This is a genomic window from Shewanella sp. NKUCC05_KAH, assembly GCF_019345585.1.
Taxonomy (GTDB): Bacteria; Pseudomonadota; Gammaproteobacteria; order Enterobacterales; family Shewanellaceae; genus Shewanella; species Shewanella oncorhynchi.
In genome coordinates this window covers 23436-49777 of record NZ_JAHKQZ010000003.1, presented here as the reverse complement: position 1 = coordinate 49777, position 26342 = coordinate 23436, and the positions used below count along the sequence as shown (strand labels likewise).

General features: G+C 42.6%; 22 protein-coding genes. 7 read left to right on the top strand and 15 right to left on the bottom strand.

What is annotated here, in order from left to right; all coding sequences use genetic code 11:
• Positions 1 to 119: 119 nt before the first annotated feature.
• A complete protein-coding gene (locus KO533_RS03910) occupies positions 120 to 614 on the top strand; it encodes a GspH/FimT family pseudopilin (RefSeq protein WP_219252941.1) in 495 nt (164 codons plus the stop codon).
• A gap of 91 nt (positions 615 to 705) precedes the next feature.
• Here KO533_RS03910 and KO533_RS03905 read toward each other — a convergent pair whose 3' ends face one another.
• From KO533_RS03905 to murJ, 12 genes are all read right to left on the bottom strand, one after another.
• A complete protein-coding gene (locus KO533_RS03905; protein WP_028760914.1) occupies positions 706 to 1011 on the bottom strand; it encodes a TapY2 family type IVa secretion system protein in 306 nt (101 codons plus the stop codon).
• Entirely contained in the window at positions 1008 to 1400 is a 393-nt protein-coding gene (locus KO533_RS03900) for a type IV pilin protein (protein ID WP_028760915.1), read from the bottom strand. The genes KO533_RS03905 and KO533_RS03900 overlap by 4 nt, the downstream gene beginning before the upstream one ends.
• An 11-nt stretch (positions 1401 to 1411) precedes the next feature.
• Positions 1412 to 4918, bottom strand: a complete 3507-nt coding sequence (locus tag KO533_RS03895) for a PilC/PilY family type IV pilus protein (protein WP_219252940.1) — start codon at positions 4916 to 4918, stop codon at positions 1412 to 1414.
• A gap of 2 nt (positions 4919 to 4920) precedes the next feature.
• Positions 4921 to 5382, bottom strand: a complete 462-nt coding sequence (locus KO533_RS03890) for a PilX N-terminal domain-containing pilus assembly protein (RefSeq protein WP_105249936.1) — start codon at positions 5380 to 5382, stop codon at positions 4921 to 4923.
• Between the two features lie 12 nt (positions 5383 to 5394).
• Positions 5395 to 6363: a PilW family protein gene (locus KO533_RS03885; protein ID WP_028760918.1), complete on the bottom strand. Its 969-nt coding sequence runs from the start codon at positions 6361 to 6363 to the stop codon at positions 5395 to 5397.
• A gap of 11 nt (positions 6364 to 6374) precedes the next feature.
• Positions 6375 to 6962, bottom strand: a complete 588-nt coding sequence (pilV, locus tag KO533_RS03880; RefSeq protein WP_219253109.1) for a type IV pilus modification protein PilV — start codon at positions 6960 to 6962, stop codon at positions 6375 to 6377.
• A gap of 183 nt (positions 6963 to 7145) precedes the next feature.
• Positions 7146 to 8102 (bottom strand): 4-hydroxy-3-methylbut-2-enyl diphosphate reductase, encoded by a 957-nt coding sequence (gene ispH, locus KO533_RS03875; protein ID WP_028760920.1) that lies wholly within the window; start codon positions 8100 to 8102, stop codon positions 7146 to 7148.
• Between the two features lies 1 nt (position 8103).
• Positions 8104 to 8526: an FKBP-type peptidyl-prolyl cis-trans isomerase gene (gene fkpB / locus KO533_RS03870; RefSeq protein WP_028760921.1), complete on the bottom strand. Its 423-nt coding sequence runs from the start codon at positions 8524 to 8526 to the stop codon at positions 8104 to 8106.
• Complete coding sequence (lspA, locus tag KO533_RS03865) at positions 8523 to 9038, bottom strand: signal peptidase II (RefSeq protein WP_173246249.1); 516 nt, start codon at positions 9036 to 9038, stop codon at positions 8523 to 8525. Before lspA ends, fkpB begins: the two co-directional genes overlap by 4 nt.
• A 9-nt stretch (positions 9039 to 9047) precedes the next feature.
• Positions 9048 to 11870 carry an isoleucine--tRNA ligase gene (gene ileS / locus KO533_RS03860; RefSeq protein ID WP_219252939.1) on the bottom strand — a complete coding sequence of 941 codons (2823 nt, stop codon included), beginning with the start codon at positions 11868 to 11870 and terminating at the stop codon, positions 9048 to 9050.
• A gap of 32 nt (positions 11871 to 11902) precedes the next feature.
• The gene (ribF, locus tag KO533_RS03855; RefSeq protein ID WP_105249940.1) at positions 11903 to 12838 is read right to left on the bottom strand and encodes a bifunctional riboflavin kinase/FAD synthetase; all 936 of its coding nucleotides are present in this window, start codon (positions 12836 to 12838) and stop codon (positions 11903 to 11905) included.
• Positions 12839 to 12903: 65 nt separating this feature from the next.
• Entirely contained in the window at positions 12904 to 14463 is a 1560-nt protein-coding gene (gene murJ, locus KO533_RS03850) for a murein biosynthesis integral membrane protein MurJ (protein WP_113941315.1), read from the bottom strand.
• Between the two features lie 252 nt (positions 14464 to 14715).
• On the opposite strand from murJ, the gene rpsT reads away from it, so the two are divergent.
• A complete protein-coding gene (rpsT, locus tag KO533_RS03845) occupies positions 14716 to 14982 on the top strand; it encodes a 30S ribosomal protein S20 (RefSeq protein WP_011790375.1) in 267 nt (88 codons plus the stop codon).
• A gap of 63 nt (positions 14983 to 15045) precedes the next feature.
• Here the strand turns inward: rpsT and KO533_RS03840 are convergent, their stop codons facing one another.
• Positions 15046 to 15342: a metalloregulator ArsR/SmtB family transcription factor gene (locus KO533_RS03840; protein ID WP_006084975.1), complete on the bottom strand. Its 297-nt coding sequence runs from the start codon at positions 15340 to 15342 to the stop codon at positions 15046 to 15048.
• 136 nt (positions 15343 to 15478) lie between these two features.
• Between KO533_RS03840 and KO533_RS03835 the strand changes: the two genes are divergently transcribed.
• On the top strand, positions 15479 to 16882 hold the full coding sequence (locus KO533_RS03835; protein WP_219252938.1) for a M28 family metallopeptidase: 1404 nt from the start codon (positions 15479 to 15481) through the stop codon (positions 16880 to 16882).
• A 65-nt stretch (positions 16883 to 16947) separates the two neighbouring features.
• Here the strand turns inward: KO533_RS03835 and yaaA are convergent, their stop codons facing one another.
• On the bottom strand, positions 16948 to 17721 hold the full coding sequence (gene yaaA / locus KO533_RS03830) for a peroxide stress protein YaaA (protein ID WP_105249943.1): 774 nt from the start codon (positions 17719 to 17721) through the stop codon (positions 16948 to 16950).
• Between the two features lie 129 nt (positions 17722 to 17850).
• Complete coding sequence (locus KO533_RS03825; RefSeq protein ID WP_219252937.1) at positions 17851 to 19293, bottom strand: alanine/glycine:cation symporter family protein; 1443 nt, start codon at positions 19291 to 19293, stop codon at positions 17851 to 17853.
• Between the two features lie 428 nt (positions 19294 to 19721).
• On the opposite strand from KO533_RS03825, the gene KO533_RS03820 reads away from it, so the two are divergent.
• The 4 genes from KO533_RS03820 to pgi all read left to right on the top strand — a co-directional run bounded on the left by KO533_RS03820 (position 19722) and on the right by pgi (position 26300).
• The gene (locus KO533_RS03820) at positions 19722 to 22088 is read left to right on the top strand and encodes a phosphoketolase family protein (protein WP_219252936.1); all 2367 of its coding nucleotides are present in this window, start codon (positions 19722 to 19724) and stop codon (positions 22086 to 22088) included.
• Positions 22089 to 22326: 238 nt separating this feature from the next.
• On the top strand, positions 22327 to 23436 hold the full coding sequence (locus tag KO533_RS03815; protein ID WP_219252935.1) for an OmpA family protein: 1110 nt from the start codon (positions 22327 to 22329) through the stop codon (positions 23434 to 23436).
• Positions 23437 to 23686: 250 nt separating this feature from the next.
• Positions 23687 to 24643, top strand: a complete 957-nt coding sequence (gene tal / locus KO533_RS03810; protein ID WP_028760931.1) for a transaldolase — start codon at positions 23687 to 23689, stop codon at positions 24641 to 24643.
• 19 nt (positions 24644 to 24662) lie between these two features.
• Positions 24663 to 26300 carry a glucose-6-phosphate isomerase gene (gene pgi / locus KO533_RS03805; RefSeq protein ID WP_219252934.1) on the top strand — a complete coding sequence of 546 codons (1638 nt, stop codon included), beginning with the start codon at positions 24663 to 24665 and terminating at the stop codon, positions 26298 to 26300.
• Positions 26301 to 26342 lie beyond the last annotated feature (42 nt).

Here is a 26342-nt window from a genome sequence, read left to right as displayed (position 1 = left end):
AATTTAATTATATAAAAGCAAGAAAATCAATTTATTGGGTATATTGAAAATATAGAATAGATACTGACCATTAGAGTCTCCTCGCATATACTTAGCTAAGTTTTAACGAGGATAGCTACATGTTAATTATTTCAAGAGGATTTACCTTAGTCGAACTGATGGTCACAATTGCCGTAGCAGCAATCCTACTAGCCATAGGGGTTCCATCACTTACGTCGCTATACGAAGGGACACGCAGCGCTAATGAAATACGAAAAATTAGTGATATGTTTGCTTTTGCAAGAAACCAAGCTGTCAACTATGGCGCAACAGTAACAGTCTGCCCATACGCGGCATCACCATGCGGTACAGACTGGAATAAGGGGTTCAGTGTATATATTGACAATGGAGGTGCCAAGAATGTATTGAAAGTGATCGATAGTTTCAATACACACGATGTAATTTCCCTATCAGGGCCCGCCGATAAAAAAATTGATTTTACACCCGATGGTTTAGTCTCAGTTGAAACATCAATTATCTATTGTTCAAATGGGCAAAGTGACAATTCTAAAAGCATCAACATTAGCACTTCAGGTTTAATAAAAGAGGGCGCAGATGGGAAAAGCTGCACATAAACTATGGGAGACTAAATCTACCGTTCACTACCCTAAAATAATATTATCCTTAAATCGTTCGTTGTTAACATTTAAAAATACATGCAGATGTTTATCTAGGTGTTAACTTATCCAAAACTTGCGCCTTAGTATTAGTAAATTCAGCGTTTAATGCGACACACTCCTCAACACTATAGATGTAATATTTCGATCCATCATTTGATTGGCGAGTAGTACCAACAAGGCTAGCCATTCTCACATTCATTTCACTACTCTTCCAATGATAGAAGGCAATCTCAGCACTTTTCTTTGATGCAATGTAGCATTTGAAGTCTTGTTCGCTGACTGTTGCTCCAGAGTCAGCCCAAACTAAGCTTGGTAAGAAAGCCACCGTTATAAAGAGGTTTATTAATTTCATTTCCAACACTCCGCACTCGGACCTTTTGCCCCAGTATCTGATATTGTTAAAGAAGAGCACGAGGCATCACGGCTAGCCTGAACCCCTTGAGCAACTGCCTTAATCGTAAAGCTTGATTCACCACTTGATGATACAGAGTAATGTTTATGCTCAGTGATATAAGGGTTTGCCCCTACAAGTTTTGTTAAATCAGTAGCATATTTTTTATTATCGAGATAATACTGTTCCTGCAAGTTTGCTATACGCATCAAAGCAGCTAACCCTTCTGATCTTGCACTCTGAGCAATGTATTGCGTATAAGAAGGGTATGCAATCGATGCCAAAATACCAATGATCACGACGGCGATCATCACCTCTATCAGGGTAAAACCTTTAAGTTGAACCTTCATAAATTAATAACTCATTCATTTATATGATAATAAATTTTATTAACACCTAACCCAGAAGCAACGTTGATTGTACCTGTATAATCCCCATTTTCATTTTTCTCACCTTTACCAACTCCAATAATATAGATATAGGGATCTTTACCGGATTCAGGTGCAGGAATAACAATCTGCGGTGTATCCGGTACACGTTCACCCAGTTCATAATATAATTGAGAAAAGGATCTCGTTCCTTTGTGCAAATCGAACGGATATAACTTGCCAGAACCAGACACTAAACACACGTTATCGGCAACCGAGTCAGCAGGGGGAGAATAAGAAGTGAAATAAACTTTGCCTTGGACAATCAAGGCAGCTGTTAAACTCTTTTCACCTAGACCACTAAAATCATAGAACCAGCCGAGTTTTTTACCGAAACTTATGTTGTCGGCTTCAGACGCAGGTGCAGTAGAAGTCACATCATAGAGATCATTGATTGTGATCGCCTCGGGAACATCACCGCCAGTAAAACTCTTAGTCACCACATTACGATCTTGCAATGTAAAAAACATATCATTGATATCAGTAGATGATGGGTGGGGTCGCGTTCCACTTCCAATCACCACCGCATCATAGGGAACATTTTGATAAGTTTTAGTCGTAGTAGTACCACTCTCTGTTGTCACCTTAACTTCGGATAAATTAGTAAACATCGTTTGTGCTACAACAGGTTCTGCATAAAAACGGCGATTATTACTATCAGTACCACCTAAAGAAGCCAATTTAAATGCACTCCAACTCGACTTACTTGCACTTGGAAGATCAATACGCCAGACATTTGCACCGACATCGGAGGCATAAATCCTATCTGTATACCCATCATTATTACTATCAAGTACGGCGACTGAGTTTGGAATGCTATCCTGAATTCCCGAAAGTGCTGTTGCACCCGATGCAGAGCCACCAAATGAATGAATCAAAGTTCCCTTCTCTGCATCGACAATATAAACCGCACGACCTACCGGAGAAGATGAAGGAGTTGCATCAAAACTAACATCGTAGCCACCACCAAAAATGAGTACAGGCTTTTCATAACCAACGATTTTCGTCACTATAGGCTCAGACCATGTTTGTCCAAGATCAGAAAAACCATCTGTTGATGGATTAATAGTCCACATTAGAGAAGGGCTATCAGGGTTTGTCACATTGAGGGCATAATAAGACGAGCCACCCCGACGCATCCCCATATAAACCCATGCTTTAATCACTTTACCCTCAGCATCAGTTTCTGTGTAAGCAACTGGAGAAGAATCCATTCCGTATACTGTGTGTACACCTGAAGGATCATTACTTCTCAGTTCTGTTAAATTAGGCAATAACTCATAGGGAATAAAGCCCCAAGTCTCTGATACAGATTCGCCCGCATCTTTAAACATATGCACAACACCTTGATTAGTGCCAAGCATGATACGAATATCAGTCGCGTTTTTTGTGCCGAAATTGAGTGCAAGTGGCTTAGAATGAAGAGGATCCCCCATAACATCATTACGTTTATCTGTCGTACTACCATCTTTATTATCGTCGTCGACATCTATCCCATTAAGCCAATTTAACGTATTAGCAAGCTCATCTACGCTAGTTCTCATATAGCTAGCTAGCGCAGCATCACCGCCTGCTGCAGTTTGTGCATTAGCAAGTGTTAAGGGCGTTAAACTGGAGGACCCATTTAAGTTACTTACAATACTCCTAACTTCTTGCTTTCTGATTTGTGCCGCGACTCCGCCGACTTCAACTTTATTCCCATCCTTTTGCGCAACACAATCCGACCATATAGTACAGGCACCATCTTTAATATTACCGTTATCTGCTATAGCTGCATTCCCTTTACTATCAACCAATGTTCCATCTGCGGTTACTTTTAATTTTTTTAAATTACCGCTCCAACGAGGTCCTTTGCCTGGGAGAAACATAGCGTAATAAGCGGCATCAAATGTCTGAGTCCTATCAAAATTATTACTAGCAATACTTGGAGATGTAAAACTTGAATCAATATTCAAAATATTTGATAACGCATCATTAAGTGCATTCTGTAGTTCAAGACTGTTTTGAGCAGCAAAATATAAACCACCACCTCTTTTAGCCGTCTCAGCAAGTAAAGGTGCGGCATCTTCTGCACCTTTACTAAAACCAATAGTATAAGTACGAACATTCTGCATTTGTTCAGTATTTGAACTGTCCAACTTGTTAATTAAGTCGTTATTAAACATATAACTAGCTAATGCGGGCAAATAGCTTGCTGTATCTAGATTTTTAGAAAATGAAGAGTAATCCCCTTCTTTACTTCCTGTGGCAGTTAAACTAATAACGTCATTATTCGCATTTTTATCAACTGTTGGAGAGCCATCAGTGACATAGATAACATAAGCAATATCCGTACATACTTTAAATGGACTTGCGTAGTTACCACTCTTCTCCACTAAGCTGTCATACGGTGGTTTATTTCCAACATAAGAGCCATAATCTGTATCACTATGACCATATTTAACGCCCTTACCGGCAAAATAACGGTAAGCTTCATACATAGTCTCACATAGTGGTGTATTTGTTTTTGCCAGCAAATTATCAATAGTAGTTAATAAACTCGCACGCGTACTATCCGTCATCTGAGTAATGCCAGATACAATTCGACCACCGTCTCGATTACCTTCATTTGGATAATTATAATTAAATACAGCAAGTCCAAAATCCACTGTTGGAGTTGAACTAATAATATTAGAAATCGCTTTCTTCGCAATTTCTAGTCTTGAAACTTTTACCGTTGGTAATTTTCCCGCTTTAGATAATCCGTACCATCTTAGGTAATTATCAGTGTACAAGGTAATAGGTTGTCCAACACCAAAGTCAGTATTATTGGCTGCGGCTAAAGCATTGGTCCAAGTTGTTCCTGGTAGTGAAGAAGTAAAATATGGATATGCTTTCTTTTTACTACCTGACCCCGTTGTTACCCCATTAGCAGGAAATCCATTAGGATATGATGATGAATTACTCGGATTTATTTGAGAAATATCTTCCCAACAATCAATTACTTTTATTGCAGTACCATTTGTTTCAGGTAGTTCTTTCCAAACGCCAGTAGTACCACTTGATGTGAACTCTCTTATATACCCAGTAAAACGACCAAACTCTGCTAATGCAGCTTTGCTTTGACTACATCCATTTAAACTAGCTTTAAAATTACGCTTATCAGAGCTAGTATCAGGGGTGGGTAATCCCCCACCGCCAACAGCATAATAAATAAGAGTATCACTATACCCAGAACCACTTACGGCTGGGTAGTCATAGTTAGGGTCATAATCTACAACCTGAGTAATTTCTTCAGTTGACATACTTCCTGAGTTATCAAATATAACGAGCACTTTAGGTCTTGCGCCCGTTCGAGTTGTTGATTCTTTTACATATAACTCAGTATCGTCACCAAAGGAGAAAGCCGACACAAAAGTCAGCGCAAGTAGTATAGAACAAGCCAGCTTTTTAATAATCATATCTAACTCCCAGTTAAAACTTCTTGCTCCACACCTGCGACAACAGTGAGTTGGCCCAGTTTATCTCTACCAAATTCTGCTGTACTACTAATCTCAACACGCCGACAGCTAATTAAATTACCACTATTTGGCCTTGTACTTCGCTGGCATCCAACATCTTTTGCACTAATGACAACATTACCTGCAGCATCAACTTCATAAGGAATTGGCGTTAACGTTTGGTTAGAACCAAATTCAACCACTGATGAAATCTCAGATAGTTTGGCTAAGCTAGCACCTTTATTGGCTTCGATTGCCGCCTCTAAGCCACCATCAGCAACAGACTTAGCCTCTATACGTTCTGATCCTGCTCCAGACATACGCATAGATTGGGTCGAATTAACAGCCAAAGCGACACCAATAATAGTCATAAGCAACAATATGATAAGTGCAAAAAATAATACAATTCCTTTTTGCTTTTTCATCTTACCAACCTTCTAATTTCTAATTAACACTGGATTAGCAAGCACCATAGTCGTCGAAACTATCTTGCGTCGATAATGATCATTCAAATTTTTAATTTCCTTATCGCCCAGAGTATAAGTAGTTTCATTGGTGTAACTTTTATCTTCATCAATAGCGCGAACCAACAAGAAAACCCTTAAGGCAACAAGTCTTTGAAATAATTCGTTGTCCCACATTAATGTGGTTACATTTTCTGCTGGCATAAAACTATCGGCGGTATCATCTCCATTACTATCAAAACCATAAAGAATACGCATATTCTCAATGCCTTCAACTAACTGCTCTTCGTTATTCATGCCATTATTCTTGGTTAATGTTTTTCGGCGTAGAACAGGTACAGAACCATCATTTTTAATAAAATAAATATGATGCTGATATTCCCAAAAACGAGCATTTTCGAGTACTGGATTGGGAGGATTACCGCCTTTAAACATCACAGCTTCACTCGAAGTTGCAGCCATATAAAAACGCTCGCCATTGGGATTAGTCACTGGTGGGCCAACTAATCTTTTAATTTGAATGACATCCGTATTCTGATTCACACCTGATAAGCAACTTAATGTATCCCCACTCTCGCCCTCTTCATATCCCCATAGACGCCTAAAGTGTGCAGGTTCAGCATTAGGTAAAGTACCGTTATTTACGCCTGCACCAATACAATCATTTGCAACACCATCCCTCAAGGTCATATTGGTTCCAAGTACAAAATCAGTTCCCGTTATGTCCCCCATAAAACCCAATTGGCTGATATCTCTTTCCATTAGTGACAAAGCAATTCGTCCATTTTCTTGCAATTGGTTAAACTGGCTCGTTGTGATCACATTGGAAGAAGACATACTAAACATGCCAAAAAGCCCAAGAGTGAGAAATAAGCCAATGACCATAGAGACCATTAGCTCAACCAGCGACATCCCTTTCTCACAGTTTTTTAAATTATCCATACATAGTTAACCTAAATAATCATTGTCGAAAGAATAAAAAGCCGCCTACGCGTACCAATATCTTCTCCACATTCACTCCCAGAATAACTTGTACCCGCGCCCTCTCGGATCCCTCTCCACGCAATTGCGACCGTTACAGTTGAACCATCTACATTAATGCAAGCTGTTGGAGAGTCTAACCCACCAACATTCTGGCTATCCATAACTTCGGCAGCCCCCATAAAACTCTGTTCCCACTGGTAAAGATCCCAAGCTTCAGTCTCTTCTGGAGTACATATACTCACTACGCCAACAGCAACGTCACAAACATTGCCTGGTTTATTAAGAGAGCCAGTATACTCACCAGCGTAATTACCCAGCTGCGCTCTATTCAGCTTCATTCGATTAATTATGTCGTTTGCATAATAGGAGGCTTGAGTTTGCTGAAAGGATTCAAAGCTGCCACGCTTTGCAACAATATGCAGATTAAAAATGCCAATTAAGCCAATGACTAAGATCACTAACGCAACAAGCACTTCAATTAATGAGAAGCCCCGTTGAAATTCCCTTTGTGTCAACCTTTCGATTTTAGTCATATTTTTGACAAGCTTTTCAGCTATTTACCTTTAAAAATCTTAGTATTACGATAAAAATTACCAACAGTTAATAATAGATGAGTAAAATGTAAGTAGCCAGTAACATTAGCACATAAGCATTGACATCATTATGCTTTGAATGAATTTGAGACAATAAAAAAGAGGCTTATAGCCTCTTTTTTATTGACGATTAAACAGTACACAGATTTAACGTAATTCGGCTGGCACAGCAAAAACAGTGTCTTCTTTACGCCCTTCAACTTCAGTCACAACACTAGGGGCAAGCTTAGCGATTGCTTGAACAACTTGTTGGACTAAGACCTCGGGGGCTGAAGCTCCTGCGGTGACGGCTACACGTGTAACATTATCAAACCAACTAGACTCAACGTCATCTGCAGTATCCACCAGATAAGACTGGGTTCCTGTTTTCAATGCTAGCTCGCGTAAACGATTAGAGTTAGAGCTGTTCTTTGAGCCAACAACAATCAACAAATCAACGTCTGCAGATAAATTGCGTACCGCATCTTGACGATTCTGCGTTGCATAACAAATATCGTCTTTTCGCGGACCTTCTATAGAGGGAAACCTTTTCTGTAACGCAACAATAATGTCCAAAGTATCATCTACAGACAAAGTAGTTTGTGTCACGAAGCAGAGATTATTGGGATCGCGAACTTCCAAGGCTTCAACATCTGCAGGCGATTCAATCAGATAAACGCCACCATTAGGATTATCGTATTGCCCCATAGTACCCTCGACTTCAGGGTGCCCTTCATGGCCAATCAGGATGCACTCAATACCTTTGCGGCTGGCACGCGTCACCTGAAGATGTACTTTAGTTACTAAGGGACACGTCGCATCAAAGACTCTCAGCCCTCGCGCCTTAGCCTCTTGTCTCACCGCTTGAGATACACCATGGGCACTGAAGATAACAATGTTGTTATCCGGCACTTGATCTAACTCTTCGACAAAAACCGCACCGCGATCCTTCAGATTCTGCACGACATAGCGGTTATGCACGACTTCATGGCGAACATAGATAGGAGGCGAAAATAATTCCAACGCCCGTTCAACAATACTGATAGCACGATCAACACCCGCACAAAAACCGCGCGGGTTAGCGAGCATAATATTTAAACTTGGGCTAGTAGGATCGAGTTTCATCTTAAAATACCTTTACTACGTCCAGTTCAAAAGTGATCTTGTGTCCTGCCAGAGGATGATTAAGATCGACTGTGATGGAATCACCCGCAACATCACGGACAATACCTGGGATCTCACTACCACCAGGGCCAGCAAAACTCACAATCACGCCAGCCTCTAAACTCATGTCAGCCGGAAAACGGCTTCGATCTAGATAATGGATAGCATCAGGATTGGATTCGCCAAAGGCATCAATCGCTTCAAGCGTGAAACTGTGCTTATCACCTTCAGCAAGCGTCACCAGCTGCGCCTCAAATGCAGGACTTAAAGTACCATCACCCACATTTAATCGAGCCGGTTTACCCGAGGCTTTAGTGCTATCGGCAGTCGAGCCATCAGCAAGCACAATGTTCATGTGGCATAATAATGAACGTGTCACAGTCACTTTTTAACCCCTTCAGCGCTATCAGCTTCAGACTTTCCGCTGACAAATGCATCCCAAATAATCAGCACTGCACCGACGCAAATGGCAGCGTCGGCAATATTGAATGCTGGATAATGGCTCTTATTCCAGAAAAAATCGATAAAATCAACCACGAAACCATGCATCAATCGATCGACTAAATTACCTAAAGCACCACCAATCACTAAGGTGTAAGCTAGATTCAGTTTCCACAAAGAAGACGATTGCTTACGCAACCACACAGTCAATAACGTACTGAATCCAATCGCAACAATCGTAAACAGCCAGCGCTGCCAACCTCCGGCTTCACTTAAAAAACTAAAAGCTGCACCATAGTTACGTACATAAGTGAAGTTAAAGAAGGGCAATAATTTCACTGATTCATACAAATCAAAATTGGCTAAGACCCATTGCTTAGATAGCTGATCGGCTAAAAACACCAATACAGCTACCCAATACCAACGTAAGCCACTGTCTTTCCAAGTTAATGGCATACAGATCCTTTACGCAAACTGACGAACTTCGCCGTCACCTTCAATATTGGTTACGCAGCGAGTACAAAGTGTTGGGTGAGCCTCAATAGTGCCAACCTCTTCTCTGTGGTGCCAACAACGCTCACACTTCTCGGCAGTGCTTGAAGCAACCACTAATTTCAATGATGCCAACTCAGTCTCAACCGCTTCCAATGTCGCATCGGCTAAAGGCAATACTTTGGCTTCAGAGGTCAACAACACAAATCTCAGCTCATCGCCGATATGGGTTAATTGCTCAGTCAAGGTAGCATCCGCAAACAAGGTCACTTCAGCTTCTAATGAGCCACCGATACGTTTGTCGCGGCGAGCTTGTTCAATCACTTTGTTGACTTCATTACGCACGGTTAGCAACTGCTGCCAATAGTCATCGCTCAAATCAGTCGCTAAGGTGACTGATTTCAAGCCTTGATACCATTCTTGGGTAAAGACATAAGCATCACGCTCGCCAGGCAGTAATTGCCATACTTCGTCAGCAGTGAAGCTTAGAATTGGCGCAATCCAACGCACCATGGCCTCAGAGATCAGATACAGCGCCGATTGACAACTACGGCGCGCATGGCCTTCTTGCTTAGCCGTATATTGGCGATCTTTAATGATATCCAAATAGAAACTGCCTAACTCAACCGAGCAGAACTGCATCAGTTTTTGAGTCACTATATGGAAGTTATATTGATCATAGGCTTCGATGATTTCCTGTTGCAGCGCAGCGGCACGGCGAACAACCCAACGATCTAACGCCACCATATCTTCAACGGCCACTAAATCCTTAGCGGGCTCGAAACCGTTTAAGTTGGCTAATAAGAAACGCGCAGTGTTGCGAATACGACGATAGGCATCGGCACTGCGATTTAAGATTTCGTCTGAAACCGTCATCTCACCGCTGTAATCTGTTGCCGCAACCCATAAACGCAGAATGTCGGCGCCTAATTTGTTGGTTACCGTTTGTGGTGCAATCACGTTACCAATAGATTTTGACATCTTACGGCCTTTACCATCGACGGTAAAACCGTGGGTAAGCACTTGCTTATACGGTGCTTTGCCATTCATTGCGGTTGAAATCATCAAAGATGACATAAACCAACCGCGATGTTGATCGCTACCTTCAAGATACAAGTCAACCCCGTGTCCGTGGAATTCAGGACGTGCGGCTACCACTGATGAGAAGGTTGAGCCAGAGTCATACCAAACGTCCAAAGTATCAGTGACTTTACGGTATTGTTCCGCTTCATCACCCAGCAATTCTGCGGCATCAAGATCCCACCAAGCTTGGATACCCTGCTGTTCGATACGATTCGCCACGCGTTCCATCAGCGACACGCTATCAGGGTGTAACTCTTCGGTTTCTCGGTTCACAAACAGCGTGATAGGCACACCCCAAGTACGTTGGCGTGAGATACACCAGTCAGGGCGGTTTTCAACCATTTTTTCGATACGACTTTGGCCCCAATCAGGGATCCATTGAGTCTGCTCGATTTCTTTCAATGCTTGCGTACGCAGGCCATGGTTATCCATAGAGATGAACCACTGCGGCGTCGCACGGAATATAATTGGTGTTTTGTGGCGCCAGCAATGTGGGTAGCTGTGACGGTAAGCCACGTGATTCAGCAAGGCACCTTTTTCTCTCAGCAAAGCTACGACGTTATCGTTAGCTTTAAAAACATGTTGCCCAGCAAAATACTCAGTATCAGGCTTGTATACACCGTTGTCGCCAACAGGATTTGCCACTTCTAAACCATATTTTTGACCAACAATAAAGTCGTCTTGACCATGACCAGGGGCAGTATGAACGATACCAGTACCCGCATCCGTCGTGACGTGATCGCCTAAAATTGCCGGAACATCAAAATCTAAGAACGGGTGATTAAAGCGGACAAGCTCAAACGCTGCGCCTTTGGCAGAGCCAAGCACGGTATGGCTTTCGATGTTATAGCGAGTCAGGCAAGACTCAACTAATACTTCAGCTAAAATAAGTGCTTGCGTAACACCGTCTTTTTCGAATTCAACTAAGCTGTAATCTAACTCAGAGCTTAAAGACAAGGCGCGGTTCGCTGGTAGCGTCCATGGCGTGGTCGTCCAAATCACCATAGAGACAGGATGTGAGTAATCGCTTACCCCAAACTTAGCCGCAACAGCTTTGCTATCGGCAGCCACAAACGCCACATCAATAGCAGGTGATGTTTTGTCTTCGTATTCCACTTCAGCTTCAGCTAAGGCAGAACCGCAATCAGTACACCAATGCACAGGTTTGACGCCTTTATGTAAGTGACCACTCTCAATCACTTTCGATAAAGAACGAACGATATTAGCTTCCGTTGAAAAATCCATCGTTAAGTACGGATTTTGCCAATCACCCAGCACACCTAAACGGATAAAGTCTTCACGTTGACCGTTAACTTGCTCTGCAGCGTATTTACGGCATTCTTCACGGAATTCTGCCGCAGAGATTTTTTGACCTGGCTTACCCACTTTTTGCTCAACTTTCAGCTCAATAGGCAAACCATGACAATCCCAACCTGGTACATAAGGTGCGTCAAAACCAGACATAGTTTTTGACTTAACAATAATGTCCTTGAGGATTTTATTAACTGAGTGACCAATATGAATACTGCCATTCGCATACGGTGGGCCGTCATGCAAAATGAAGGGAGTACGGCCAATTCGGCTATCACGGATCTGTTGATACAAACCGTCTTTTGTCCAGCGCTCTAACATCTCTGGCTCGCGATTTGCCAAATTACCACGCATCGGAAACTCTGTTTCCGGCAAATTCAAAGTAAATTTATAGTCGCTCATTGATCCTATACCGTTAATTAAACTGATAAATTTCAGCCTGCATCATTACCAAATAAAGCTCTGGCTTCATTTGCATCATTTAAAATCTGTTTTTTTAGCGCATCCAATGAGTCAAAAGGTTGCTCATCTCGGAGTTTAGCCACCAACTCGACTTCAACATGTTTGCCGTAAATGTCACCTTCAAAATCAAAAAGATGCACCTCAAGCTGACACACTTGACCGTTCACTGTCGGGCGAAACCCAATATTGGCTACACCCTCATAAATATCGCTGTTATCCCAATAACATTTAACCGCAAACACACCGCGTACCGGCACAACATTGCGCTTTAAGGCGATATTCGCGGTGGGGAAACCAATTGTGCGGCCAATTTTTTGACCATGCGCTACACGACCACTCAAGGTAAAAGGGTGTCCTAATAGGCGTCTAGCCTGTTCAAGATTGCCCTTCGCCAATTGTTCACGCACAGCAGTCGAGCTCACTCTTTGCGAGCCCAACATAAAACTTTGAGTGCTGACTACAGTAAATCCATATTGGATACCCGCCTGCACTAGCATTTCAAAATTGCCTTTACGGCCTTGACCAAAACAAAAATCATCACCGACGACGAGGTATTTAACACCCAGTTTGCGGACCAACAATTCTTCAATAAAATGCTCTGCAGGTTGATTAGCAAAAGTGCGATTAAAGTTAACACACACTAACCGCTCAACCCCGAGTTCATCGAGTAAAATGACTTTATCACGTAATAAACTTAAACGAGCCGGCGCGTTGTCACCGCTAAACAATTCTTGCGGCTGAGGCTCAAACGTCATTAATGTCGATGGCAGCGATAACTGCTTCGCCTTCTGCACTAAGTTCGCAATCACTTGTGCATGACCACGATGGACGCCGTCAAAATTACCTATAGTCAATACACACCCGTGGTGGGATGACAAAATGTTATGTATACCGCGAATTAATTCCATAACGTTAGACAACTGCCAAGCGCAAATCGGCTGATTATATAACAGCTAGCGATGAGAATCAGCAATCAAGCTCCTCGTTTAATTGACCAAGGACGAATTCCGAGCAAAAGCAGGCACAATAAGTAACTGACTGCCCCAACTAAAATTAAGCCTATCAAGGCTTTCGCACGATCGAACAAATGCCAATCTAACCAAATTTGTTGTGAAGGCAAAAAGTAATACAAGACTACCACCATCAAGGCTGTAGAGACCACGGCTTTAGCAAAAAACACCATAGTCGGCCTAGAAACACGATAAACGCCAGCTAAATGCAAACCTCTGTATAGTAATGTGGCGTTAAGCAATGCTGACATCGAAGTCGCAATCGCCAGTCCAACATACCCAAAAGGAATAGCAAACAGCAAGTTAAAGCCCATGTTTGTGATCATGGCAATAATGCCATAACGCACAGGTGTTTTGGTATCTTGACGAGAGTAATAGCCAGGAGCAAGCACCTTAATCAGCATAAAGCTAAGTAAACCACTGCCATAAGCCATCAAACTATAGGAAGCCATTTCAACATCATGCAATGAAAAAGCGCCGCGCATAAATAATACCATCAACATGGGCTTTGCGAGCACGATCAACCCCATCATAGCCGGTAGACCTAGCAGTAGAATCGCTTTAATCCCCCAATCCATCGTCTTGCCAAAGCCCGCACCTTCGTCATTCACATGGTTTCGTGACAGCGCAGGTAAAATCACAGTAGCAATCGCGATCCCAAACAATCCTAAGGGAAATTCGAGTAAACGGTCGGCATAATAGAGCCAACTTATTGAACCCGTCATCAAAAAACTGGCGATAAATGTATCAAATAGCAGGTTAATCTGTGAGACAGACACGCCAAACAATGCTGGGATCATCAAAGTTCTGATTTTCACCACACCCGGGTGATGCCAGCCCCAAGAAGGCTTGACGAGCGCATTTTCACGCAACAAAAAGGGAATTTGAAATAGGAACTGAATCAAACCACCACAAAAAACGCCCCAAGCCAAGGTAACCTCAGGCTGGGTCGATGTAGGCGCATAGAAAATAGCCGCCGCAATAATTGCCACATTGAGAAAAACGGGTGTAAAAGCCGATACCGCAAAACGGCCTCGGGTATTTAAAATTGAGCCCGCTAATGCCGTAAATGTGATAAACCACAGATAAGGAAAAGTAATTTTAAGCACAACGGTAGCAAGTTCAAATTTAGCACCATCTGGCTCGTTGTTAAGCCAAGCGATAAACCAACCACCACCGAATAAAGCTGACAACACAGGTGATGCAACCACCCCCAAAAGGGTCACTATTGTCACTAACAAACCTAATGTGCCCGCAACTTTACTCAATAAATCACGAGTCTCTTCTGCGGTATGTTTCTCTTGGTACTCAGTTAAAACAGGTACAAACGCCTGTGCAAAAGCCCCTTCAGCAAACAAACGGCGTAAAAAATTAGGAATTTTATTTGCAAAGAAAAACACATCAGCACTTGTCCCTGCGCCCATCAAATTAGCAACAACCACATCCCTAACTAGACCTAAAACTCGGGATATCAATGTCATAGCACTAACAATCAGGCCAGATTTTAATAATTTTCTACTCAAACGTCCCCCAGACCCATATCGAATTGATTAGGTGATACATCTCAAAAAATCGATTCAGGCTCTGTCACACTGCGGTAATAGCTGCTAGAATTGCGCCACATATTACACGAGTTGGGTCGAAGATAGCCAAGGCAGGTTGGATTAATTTATCTTTATGATGAATATTCAATCATAGTCATTGACAAAGTGACTAAATGCAGGCATATTCCTCGGCCTTTAAAAGTATCAAATCCAGTTTTTAGGAGTTGCACCTTGGCTAATAGCAAGTCTGCAAAGAAGCGCGCGCTTCAATCTGAAAAGCGTCGTCAGCATAACGCCAGCCGTCGCTCAATGTTACGTACATACGTTAAAAAAGTAATCGCTGCAATTAAAGCAGGCGATCACAAAACAGCAACAGAAGCTTTTGCTGTTGCACAACCAATCGTTGACCGTATGGCGACTAAAGGTCTTATTCACAAGAATAAAGCCGCTCGTCAAAAGGCACGTTTGAACGCTAAGATCAAAGCAATAGCTGCTTAATCTATAAAATAGCACATGAAAAAAACCGGCAATTGCCGGTTTTTTTATATCTGAAAAACACTATTAATGACAATAAATGTTGTTCAATAAGTGAATCATCTCCCGTACTTCATCACTCTTGAGTGAATAAAATACCGTTTGCGCTTCTTTGCGTGTGGTTACTAAATTATCTTTGCGTAACCAAGCAAGGTGTTGTGATAGTGCCGATTGACTTAAGCCTAATTTTTTATTCATTTCGCCAACGCACATTTCTCCTTCATTCAATAAATAACAAAGAATAAATAAACGGCGTTCGTTCGCGAGTGCCTTTAATAGCACTACGGCATGATCGGCTCGCTCCTGCATTAATTCAATATTCATTACGCACTTTCTCTCCTAAAACTAACCCCTGCGCTAATATAGCGTCGCCTTACGGATATAGTCGGGACATAAAGCACACTTTTTGCTAGATTGTTTTTAAAAATGGGACATGCTTAATAAAAATAAAGGAAATCTAATGAAGCCCTATCAAACTACACTTCTCTCGAGTCTTTTAATCGGGAGTTTAAGTGCGTGCCAAACTCAAGTAGAAACTGCCCCTAGTGAAGTCATTCAATTACAACAGGCAGCATTATCTTCGCAATTAAGCTATGACTTAGTCGAATCACTCACGGTTGAAGTGGGTCCAAGACTTGCAGGTAGTCCAAAGGATATCCTCGCCGTTAACTGGGCGATAAATAAACTGACCAGCCTTGGTTTTGACCGTGTTTATAAAGAAGCCGTACAAGTGCCAATTTGGGAGCGCGGTGAAGCCAAAGCCAAAATCACCGTCCCTGTAGAACAGCCGTTGGTCATTACTGCGCTTGGTGGCAGTATTGCGACTCCTGCTGGAGGTATACAAGCTAAAATCGAGCGCTTTGATAGCCTAGAGGCATTACAACAAGCCAAGCCTGAAGAGGTGCAAGGTAAGATTGTTTTTATTGACCAAAAAACAGAGCGCCATATCACTGGTGAAGGTTATGGTAAAAGCGTTGGTGGCCGCTCGAAAGGGGCAGTCGCTGCAGCACAAAAAGGCGCAGTTGCTATCGTGATCCGCTCTATTGGCACAGATCATGACCGCATGGCCCATACTGGCATCATGCGCTACCAAGATGGCGTGCCTAAGATCCCCGCGGCTGCCATGTCAAATCCCGATGCTGATTTGGTTGGTGCATTGCTAAAACGCGATCCTAATGCCCTGCTCGAATTGCATATGTCGCCAAAAAACTTAGGTTTTAATACTTCCTACAATGTCATTGCCGAAGTAACGGGCAGTAGTAAGCCCAATGAAATAGTGCTCATTGGTGCTCATTTAGATTCCTGGGATGAGGGTACTGGCGCGATTGATGATGGCGCTGGAGTCGCCATTGTGACGGCTGCAGCCAAGCAGATTCAAGATCTCCCCATAAAACCCGCTCGCACTGTTAGAGTCGTGCTATATGCCGCTGAAGAAGTTGGGCTCGTTGGCGGTGAAGCGTATGCAGAGGCTCATAAAGCGGAATTACCGCTGCACTACATAGCTGCAGAGTCTGATTTTGGGGCCGGTAGAATTTATCAAATCGATACTAAAGTGAATGAGAACATATTCACAGAAGTACAGCAAGCGCTCAGCCCTATGTCATTCAATGGCGTTGCACTGGGCAATAACCAAGCTTCTGGTGGGCCAGACGTATCTATGCTCCCCGCATTAGGTGTTCCAGTTGTATCTCTGAGGCAAGATGGCCACGATTATTTCGATTACCATCACACACCGAATGATACCTTAGATAAAATCGACCCTGCCGCATTGGCTCAAAACGTCGCCGCCTACGCACAATTTGCTTATATCATGGCAAATTCAACGGTGACATTAACGCCTTTAGTCACTCAATCTGAAAAATAGGCCATCAATGATATAGAGAACAGCATTAGCTGTTCTCTATCAATTAACATCTTATCGATATTTCGCTATTGCTCTTCACGTAAAAATGTTGGATTTGTTGGGGAACTCTGCTCTTCACTATAATAATAACCAGCAACATTAAATGCTTTTAATTCATCTAAAGTGTTAATTTGATGCGTAATAAGATATCTCGCCATCATGCCTCTAGCACGCTTAGCAAAAAAACTGATCACTTTATATTGACCATTTTTACAATCTTTAAATATGGGTGAAATTAATTGCCCTTGAAGTTTTTTAGGCTTTATTGCTTTGAAATATTCATTAGATGCAAGATTGACAATAATATCACTACTCGTTTCAGCGAGCGTTTCATTTACAGCTTGTGTTAATGTCTCTCCCCAAAACTCATATAGGTTTTTACCTTTAGGATTAGAAAGCGCCGTGCCCATTTCTAAACGATAAGGCATAATTAAATCCAGCGGTCTGAGCAAACCGTAAAGTCCAGATAAAATACGTAGTTGTGACTGAGTTCGAGCAATTTCATCTTCAGACAATGTATCAGCATCAAAGCCAGTATACACATCGCCTCTAAAAGCAAAAATGGCCTGTTTTGCATTATCTAAACTAAAATCTGGCCGCCACTCCCCAAAACGTGCCGCATTTAAACCCGCAATCTTATCGCTCACCTTCATTAAAGTGGCGATGTCTGTAGGGGTCAATTGCCGACACACTTGGATCAACTCCTGACTATAAGTTAAAAAATCAGGTTGTGAATACACCTGCGTCAGTGGCGGCAGTTCAAAATCTAAGGTCTTCGCCGGCGAAACCAATATCAACATCAAAAACTCCCAACAGAAACAAAAATACATACCTATGATACTGAACGAGCATAAAAAAACCACGCTTTAACAGCGTGGTCTTTTCGATTACAACAATCAGTAATGCCTATTGTCGATACGCTAGGCTAATTAAAGCTTTTTAGCCGGCACAAGACTGGTATCTTGCCAAATATCATCATCAAGCTGATCCATCAACTCAGGAAATTTACTACGATCGAATTCTGGAGTCTTACCCGCTTTGATCTGTTCGCGATAATCATTGATAACCCGAATTGCCAGACCCGATAATAGTAATAGAGCAACAATGTTTACCGTCGCCATCAACCCCATCGAAACGTCAGCCAAGTTCCACACTAAACTTATCTTAGCGACGGCACCAAACATGACCATGCCAAGCACGCACAAACGGAATAAAGGCAGTGCTTTGGTACTATTTCCCATTAAGTACATCACATTTGTTTCAGCGTATGAGTAATTGGCTATGATGGATGTAAAGCAGAATAAGAAAATAGCCACCGCAATAAATGCGCCACCCCAGTCGCCAACATGTGCAGACATGGCATTAATGGTTAATCGAATCCCATCATCACTCGAGCCAATATCCCCTGATAGCAGGATTATCGCAGCCGTTGCAGTACAGATAACGATAGTATCCACAAACACACCCATCATCTGCACAAAACCTTGGGATGCTGGATGATTAGGGTTAGGCGATGCACTTGCCGCGACATTCGCCGCACTGCCCATGCCCGCTTCGTTCGAGAAAAGTCCGCGAGCAATACCCGCTTGCATTGCCTGCGCGACAGTATAAGCCACTCCGCCAGCGGCAGCCTCTTGCCAACCAAAAGCACTTTTCACAATTAAGCTAATAATCGCAGGTAATTGTTCTAAGTTGAAAATAACGATAATGAAGGCTACAAGAATGTAGGCTAAGGCCATAATGGGGACAAGAAATTCAGATACTCGCGCGACTTTACGTAGACCACCGACAATCACAAATCCACTGGCAATCACTAGCCCAATCCCTACATAGGTTGGATTAAAACCAAATACTCGCTCCATTGCACCGGTAATAGTGTTAGCTTGTACTGCATTGAATACTAAACCAAAAGCAATAATCAAAAAGACAGCAAATAAAATGCCCATCCATTTCTGACCCAATCCTTTTTCCATATAGTAGGAAGGACCACCGCGGAACTGGCCATTATGATCTCGGACTTTATAAACCTGCGCTAAGGTTGATTCAACCATAGCAGTCGCCATACCTAAAATAGCGATAAGCCACATCCAAAATACTGCACCTGGACCCGCTGCACCAATAGCAACAGCAACACCGGCCATATTACCAGCACCGACACGGGCTGCCATACTCGTACAAAAGACTTGAAATGAAGAAAGACCGCTATCGCAACCTTGCCGACTCATGGTCATAACTTTGATGGAATGTTTAAAGTGGGTTAACTGAATAAAGGCAAGTCTAATGGTGAAATAGAGACCAGCTCCTACTAGTCCATATACTAACAACTTACCCCAAAGTAGCGCATTCAAAAAATTAACTATGGTTTCTAACATATTATTTTACTTCTTCCCGTAGCAAATGCTCCTCTAATTGCAATTAAAGGTACAACATCTGTGGTGAATGAATCCTTCCAAGTTAAAGGTAAGAATTTCGGTAGATTTATTTTTTCAAATTATCCTTCCGTGAATTTACAACATCACGGCTACCGAATTCAACGCAGCAAAATAGCACAGTATTCGAAATTGCTCATGTGATCAAGCTCGCGTTTGCACAGTTAAACGTCATTGATATCACGTCTTACAACACTAGCTAAGCTACTGTTAAAGCTAGATTAACAAAAGGTCTAAGTTGCGCTATTATTTTTAACAGCAAAAACAACTTTTAAAATTTGGATGTAGGGCACATTTTTGTAATAAAACTACAAATATAGTAACCCCATAGAAACTTCAATCATCTCTTGTTTGTTTTAGTGAGGCTTAACATGACACAAATACATGAAATCAATGCTCTGAAAAAGTACGTCAGAGCGACAAACTTTCTTGCGACCTCGCAAATTTACCTCAAACAAAACGTCTTACATAAACGTCCACTTGCCCATACTGATATCAAGCCACGTTTACTTGGCCATTGGGGTACCTGCCCAGGTATTAACTTTGTCTATGCCAACATTAACCGCTTGATAGTGAAGCATAACCGCTCTTTTATCTATTTAGTCGGTCCAGGCCATGGTTTTCCCGCTGTACAAGCAAACTTATTCATTGAAGGCTCTTTAAGTCATTTCTATCCAGAAACTATTCCCTACAATGAAACTGGCATCGAAGATATTTGTAAGAAGTTTTCTGCCGCTTATGGTTATCCTTCACATGCAAACCCTGAAGCACCAGGACAAATTCTTGAAGGTGGCGAATTAGGCTACTCACTCTCAGTAGGCTGGGGGGCAGTATTAGATAATCCAGATCTGATCGCAACCGTCTTAATTGGTGACGGCGAAGCAGAAACGGGACCATTAGCCGCATCTTGGTATGCAAACCGCTTAGTTTCACCAGCGACCAGCGGTGCAGTATTGCCAATTGTGCATATTAACGGCTATAAGATTTCCGGTCCTACCCGCATGGGACGTATGAGCCATGAAGAACTGGATCTTGAATTCCGTGGTCTTGGCTATTTCCCCATCATAGTTGATAACGAATTAGAAGAAGATATCTATGTGCAGATGACAAATGCCATGGATACCGCTTATACCATGATCAATGACATTCAACGTCGAGCACGCAGTGGCGAAGATGTAGTTAAACCAAAATGGCCAGTCATTTTAATGCGTACAGCCAAAGGTTGGACTGGTGTCGGTGAATATAAAGGTAAGAAATTAGAAGGTAACTGCGAATCGCATCAAGTAATCGTCAATAAATGTGCCACTGATAAGGGTCATTTAGATGCGCTGGATAATTGGCTTGCCAGTTACGACTTCCAAGAACTCTACCAAATGAATGAAAAAGGCGAACTGATTTTTGATGCCGACATTTGTTCATTAATCCCACCCAAACAACTTGCCTGTGGCCGTCAACATTTAACCTATGGCGGAGAAGTTGTTAGAGCATTAACCAATCCAGATCTTGAAAAACTCAGCTATGGCCCAGAAGTACCGCGTGGTCAACGTGGCTATTCAATGTTAAAAATGGGCGAATGGATGCGTGATGCATTCAAGTTAAACCGCGACCAACGTAATCTACGTATCTTTAGCCCTGACGAAACCTATTCAAATCAACTACAAGCTGTATTTGAAGAAACCGATCGTGCATGGCAGTGGCCAATTGAGAGTTGGGATGAAGATATGTCCCGTGAAGGTCGAGTCATTGAACTGCTTTCTGAAAACTTACTTTTTGGCATGCTACATGGTTACACAGTAACAGGCCGCCACGGCATGCTACCCACCTACGAAGCATTCTCACAAGTTATCTCATCGATGGCCGATCAGTACTGTAAATATGTCTATGCCAGCCAAGGCGTACATTTCCGTAAGCCACTGCCAGCCTGTAATGTCGTATTATCTTCATTACTTGAGCGCCAAGATCATAATGGCTATTCACATCAAAACCCATCTTTCCTTGGGGCTATGCTGGAGAAACATCCAAAAATAATCTCGGCTTACTTACCCGCAGATGCCAACAGCACATTGGTTTATACAGAGCGAGCCTTCGCAGACCGTGACAAACTCAATATTCTGGTTGCAGGTAAAAAAGAGTTACCACAATGGCTAAGCTTGGAAGAAGCGCGTAAACAAACAAAAGACGGCGTAATGGTGTGGGATTTTGCCTCAGATGAGAATCCCGATATTGTGCTGGCAGGTTGTGGAGATTATGTCACTCAAGAATGTATGGCTTCTCTAGTATTAATCAGAGAACTCCTTCCAAGAGTGAAAATCCGCTTCGTTAGTGTCACTGAATTAAGCAGTGATGGCTTAGGTAGCCGTAAATTTAAAGAAAAACCTTGGTTAATGGACGAAATATTTACTCAAGATAAAGGCGTGGTATTCAACTACCATGGTTACCCAAATACAATCAAAAAGTTAATTTTTGATTACAAAGGCAGCCGTCGCTTCAGAATTAAAGGCTACGAAGAAGAAGGTTCAACAACAACGCCATTTGATATGGGTGTTCGTAACGGTACATCACGCTATCACCTTGTAATTGATATGGCTTACAAGCTGTTCCAACAGGGCGTTATTGATGAAACTATGCACGTCTCTATCACCACTGATATGCTGCAAAGATTAGTTGACCACCGCAACTATATTAAAGCGAATGGTGTAGACCCAGTGGAAATCGAAAATTGGGTATGGACACGCTAATAGAAACATCTAATTAACATTAGATTGTAATTTAAAGGCATTCTTCGGAGTGCCTTTTTTGCATTAAAAATACCAGTTACAGAATGACAACCATTAAAAGGTTGATCTTAATACTGGAAAAAGTTAACAAACCAAGTGATAATTAACCGCTGGCTAAAATATCAAAGGATCCCCACACTAAGTGCTAGCAATGTTTTGCACAAAACCAGCAAAGCATATTGGTGGAGAATCATAATCAATGGACGTAAATAAAATGATGAAGAACACATTAAAAGTAGTATTACTGACATCTCTGCTTCCACTCGCAGCCAGCGCATCTCAGGAACTTACACCTTGGTATGTTGGTGCCGGTTTAGGCGTTAATAACTATGAGCACGTTGCCACTCAGAACGGTGAAGACAGTCCATACGCTTGGGATGTTTTCGCAGGCTACATGTTCAACGATTACTTCGGTGCTGAAATCGGCTTCCGTGATTTAGGTAATACAGATTGGAACGCAGCGGGTATCAGCAATGATGCAAGCGTAAAAGGTTCTACACTTGGTCTAGTTGGTATTTGGCCACTAGCTAACCGCTGGAGCCTATCTGCTGAAGCTGGTGCAATGTACTATTCACTCGAAAACAGCCAAAACAATGGTGTAACTTCGAGCAAATACAGTACAAATGATTTTGCTCCATATTTAGGTGCTGGTGTTGGTTATAACTTCACTGACAACTTAAAATTACAAGCTAAATATCGTCGTTATGAAAACTTAAATGATGATTACAATATTGTTGAAGCTGATAGCAACTACTGGGGTCTAGAACTGAGCTACCGTTTCGGAACTCCAGTTGCAGCAGCTCCAGTTGCCGCAGCAGTCGTTGCAGCAGCACCTGTTGATTCTGACAACGATGGCGTTTACGACGACAAAGATCAATGTCCAGCAACACCAGCAACTCACAAAGTTGACTCTGTTGGCTGTACTATCTATGAAAACGTGAAGAACAAAGAAGACGTAGGTTCAATCCAGTTTGCTAACGATTCTGCTGTAGTTAAAAATGTTTACTACAAAGACATCGAAAGATTAGCTAACTATTTGAACAAAAACCCAGCTTTCACTGTTGAAATCGCAGGTCACGCCTCAAATGTAGGTAAACCAGAATACAACATGGAATTGTCTGACAAACGTGCTGACGCCGTTGCCAAGATTCTTGTAGAGAAATATGGTATCAGCGGAAGCCGCGTAACTTCTAACGGTTACGGTGTTACTCAGCCATTGGTTGCTGGTGATTCAAAAGAAGCTCACGCTGCGAACCGTCGCATCGAAGCTATCGTGACTACCACAACAAAACAACCTGTTCTGAAGTAATAGTACTTACTGAAGTAAAAAAGTCGCTGCTTGCAGCGACTTTTTGTTTTTGTGGGGTATACACTAGGACAAGCGACGCCCTCTACTGCAGCCAAGATGATAGCCCGTAGCTCGAGCCATACCTTAATAGACATAAAATTGTCATTTTTGTAATTTTTTTACATTCAAGGTTGGAAAAGTTGGCAAAATCGCTTCTAATAGTCATCAGTGAATTCCGAGTTAAAACTGCTACCTGAGAAGGATGTTTTTCATGGCCAATACATTAGAGCAACTCAAGTTATATACCACTATCGTCGCTGACACAGGCGACATCGAAGCGATTAAACGCTACCAACCTGAAGATGCGACCACTAATCCATCACTCATCTTGAAAGCGGCTCAAATTCCTGAATATGAATCCCTTATAGATAACGCTATCGACTGGGCAAAATCACAAAGTACCGATCTCGTGCAGCAACTTGATGATGCCAGCGACAAACTAGCGGTCAATATCGGCGTAGAAATACTGAAACTCGTTCCTGGCCGTATTTCAACTGAAGTTGATGCCCGTTTATCATTCGATAAAGAAAAATCAATCGCTAAAGCCCATAAATTGGTTCGCCTATATAAAGAAGCGGGTGTAGATAAATCACGCATTCTGATCAAACTTGCTTCAACTTGGGAAGGCATTTGTGCCGCTAAAGAGCTAGAGCAAGAAGGCATCAACTGCAACTTAACCCTACTATTTAGCTTTGCTCAAGCGCGTGCGTGTGCCGAAGCGGGTGCTTATCTCATTTCTCCTTTTGTAGGCCGCATACTTGATTGGTACAAAAAAGATACAGGTAAAGATTACAATGCCGTAAATGACCCTGGTGTCATTTCAGTGACTGAAATTTATAACTACTACAAACAACACGGTTTTGACACTGTTGTTATGGGTGCAAGTTTCCGTAATATCGGTGAAATTATTGAGCTAGCAGGTTGCGATCGTCTGACCATTGGCCCTTCTCTATTAGAAGAACTGGCTAATTCGCAAGTTGACATCACACCTAAACTGGTTGCAGCAACGACCACTGTCGCTGCAGAACCCCCATTGACTGAAGCACAATTCCGTTGGGACTTTAACCAAGATCCAATGGCGGTTGATAAGCTTGCCGAAGGCATTCGAAACTTTGCGATAGACCAAGGTAAGCTCGAAGTCATGCTCACGGCTAAGCTCGCGAACTAAGCACTCTGGAGACGGTGAAATGACACTCTTGACCCAAAGCTCAACATGGCAAGCTTTATCAGCACACAGTAAAAATGTTCCGCATATGCGGGAATTGTTTGCAACTGACGCGGCACGTTTCAATAAAATGTCGCTATCAGCCTGTGGTTTATTACTGGATTACTCTAAAAACAGAGCAACAGCGGAAACGCTGGATCTGTTATTTGCGTTGGCAAGCAATAGCCAACTTGAAGCAAAAATCAAAGCGATGTTTGCAGGTGAAATCATTAACACCACAGAGAAGCGCGCCGTACTGCACACAGCGCTTCGCAGTACTGCAGAACAATCGATTATTGCCGAGGGTCAAGACATAGTTCCTGAAGTTCAACAAACTCTAGATAAGATGCAAGGGTTTGTGAACTCAGTGACGTCAGGTCAATGGAAAGGTTACACAGGTAAAGCGATAACCGATATTGTGAGTATTGGTATTGGCGGCTCTTTCCTAGGCCCCAAAATCGTCTCTCAAGCGTTGCGCCCTTATTGGAACCCCGAATTAAATTGTCACTTTGTGGCAAACGTCGACGGGACTTCTATTAGTGAAAAGCTGAAGTTACTGGATCCTGAAACGACCTTGTTCATCATGTCATCCAAATCTTTCGGGACACAGGAAACCTTAACTAATACCCTCACCGCAAGAGACTGGTTCCTGGCGAAAGGCGGTTTGCAGTCTGATGTGGCAAAACACTTTGTCGCAGTCACTTCAAACGTAGCAAAAGCGACAGATTTTGGTATCGATGCAAACAATATTTTTCCTATGTGGGATTGGGTTGGTGGCCGTTACTCTCTCTGGTCAGCGATTGGCTTGCCGATTGCACTTTTGATCGGTATGGATAACTTCAGGGCTCTACTCACGGGTGCGCATCAGATGGATGAGCACTTCGCCACAGCGCCACTGACTGAGAATATGCCGGTTATCATGGGATTACTCTCCCTATGGTACGGAAACTTCTTTAATGCTCAGTCCCATGTCGTATTAACCTACGATCATTACCTACGTGGTTTACCCGCTTATTTCCAGCAGCTCGATATGGAAAGTAACGGTAAGTCAGTCACCTTAAATGGTACTGATGTTGACTACAGCACAGGTCCCGTCATTTGGGGGGGCGAAGGCACTAATGGCCAACATGCCTACCACCAGCTATTACATCAAGGTACCGCACTGATCCCTGCCGATTTCATTATGCCGCTGCAAAGCCATAATCCTATCGGTGAGCACCATGACCAATTAGCGTCAAACTGCTTCGGTCAAACTCAGGCCTTAATGCAAGGTCGTACCTTTGATGAAGCTTTAGCCGAACTTGCTAATAGCGCATTATCCGCCACAGAGAAGCAACTGATCGCTCAACATAAAGTCATGCCAGGTAACAAGCCGAGCAACACCTTGCTTATGGATAAGCTCACTCCAAGCACCCTAGGCGCTTTAATTGCCTTGTATGAACATAGAACCTTCGTTCAAGGTGCTATTTGGGATATCAACTCCTTCGATCAATGGGGTGTAGAACTCGGTAAGAATCTCGGTAACGATGTGTTAGCACGCATTGGCGCAGAGCAAGATTCCGATGCTTTAGATGCCTCAAGCAACGCATTGATTAACCTTTATCGACAAGGCAAAATCTAATCGAACAAAAAGCCAGCAATTGCTGGCTTTTTAATTCTACCC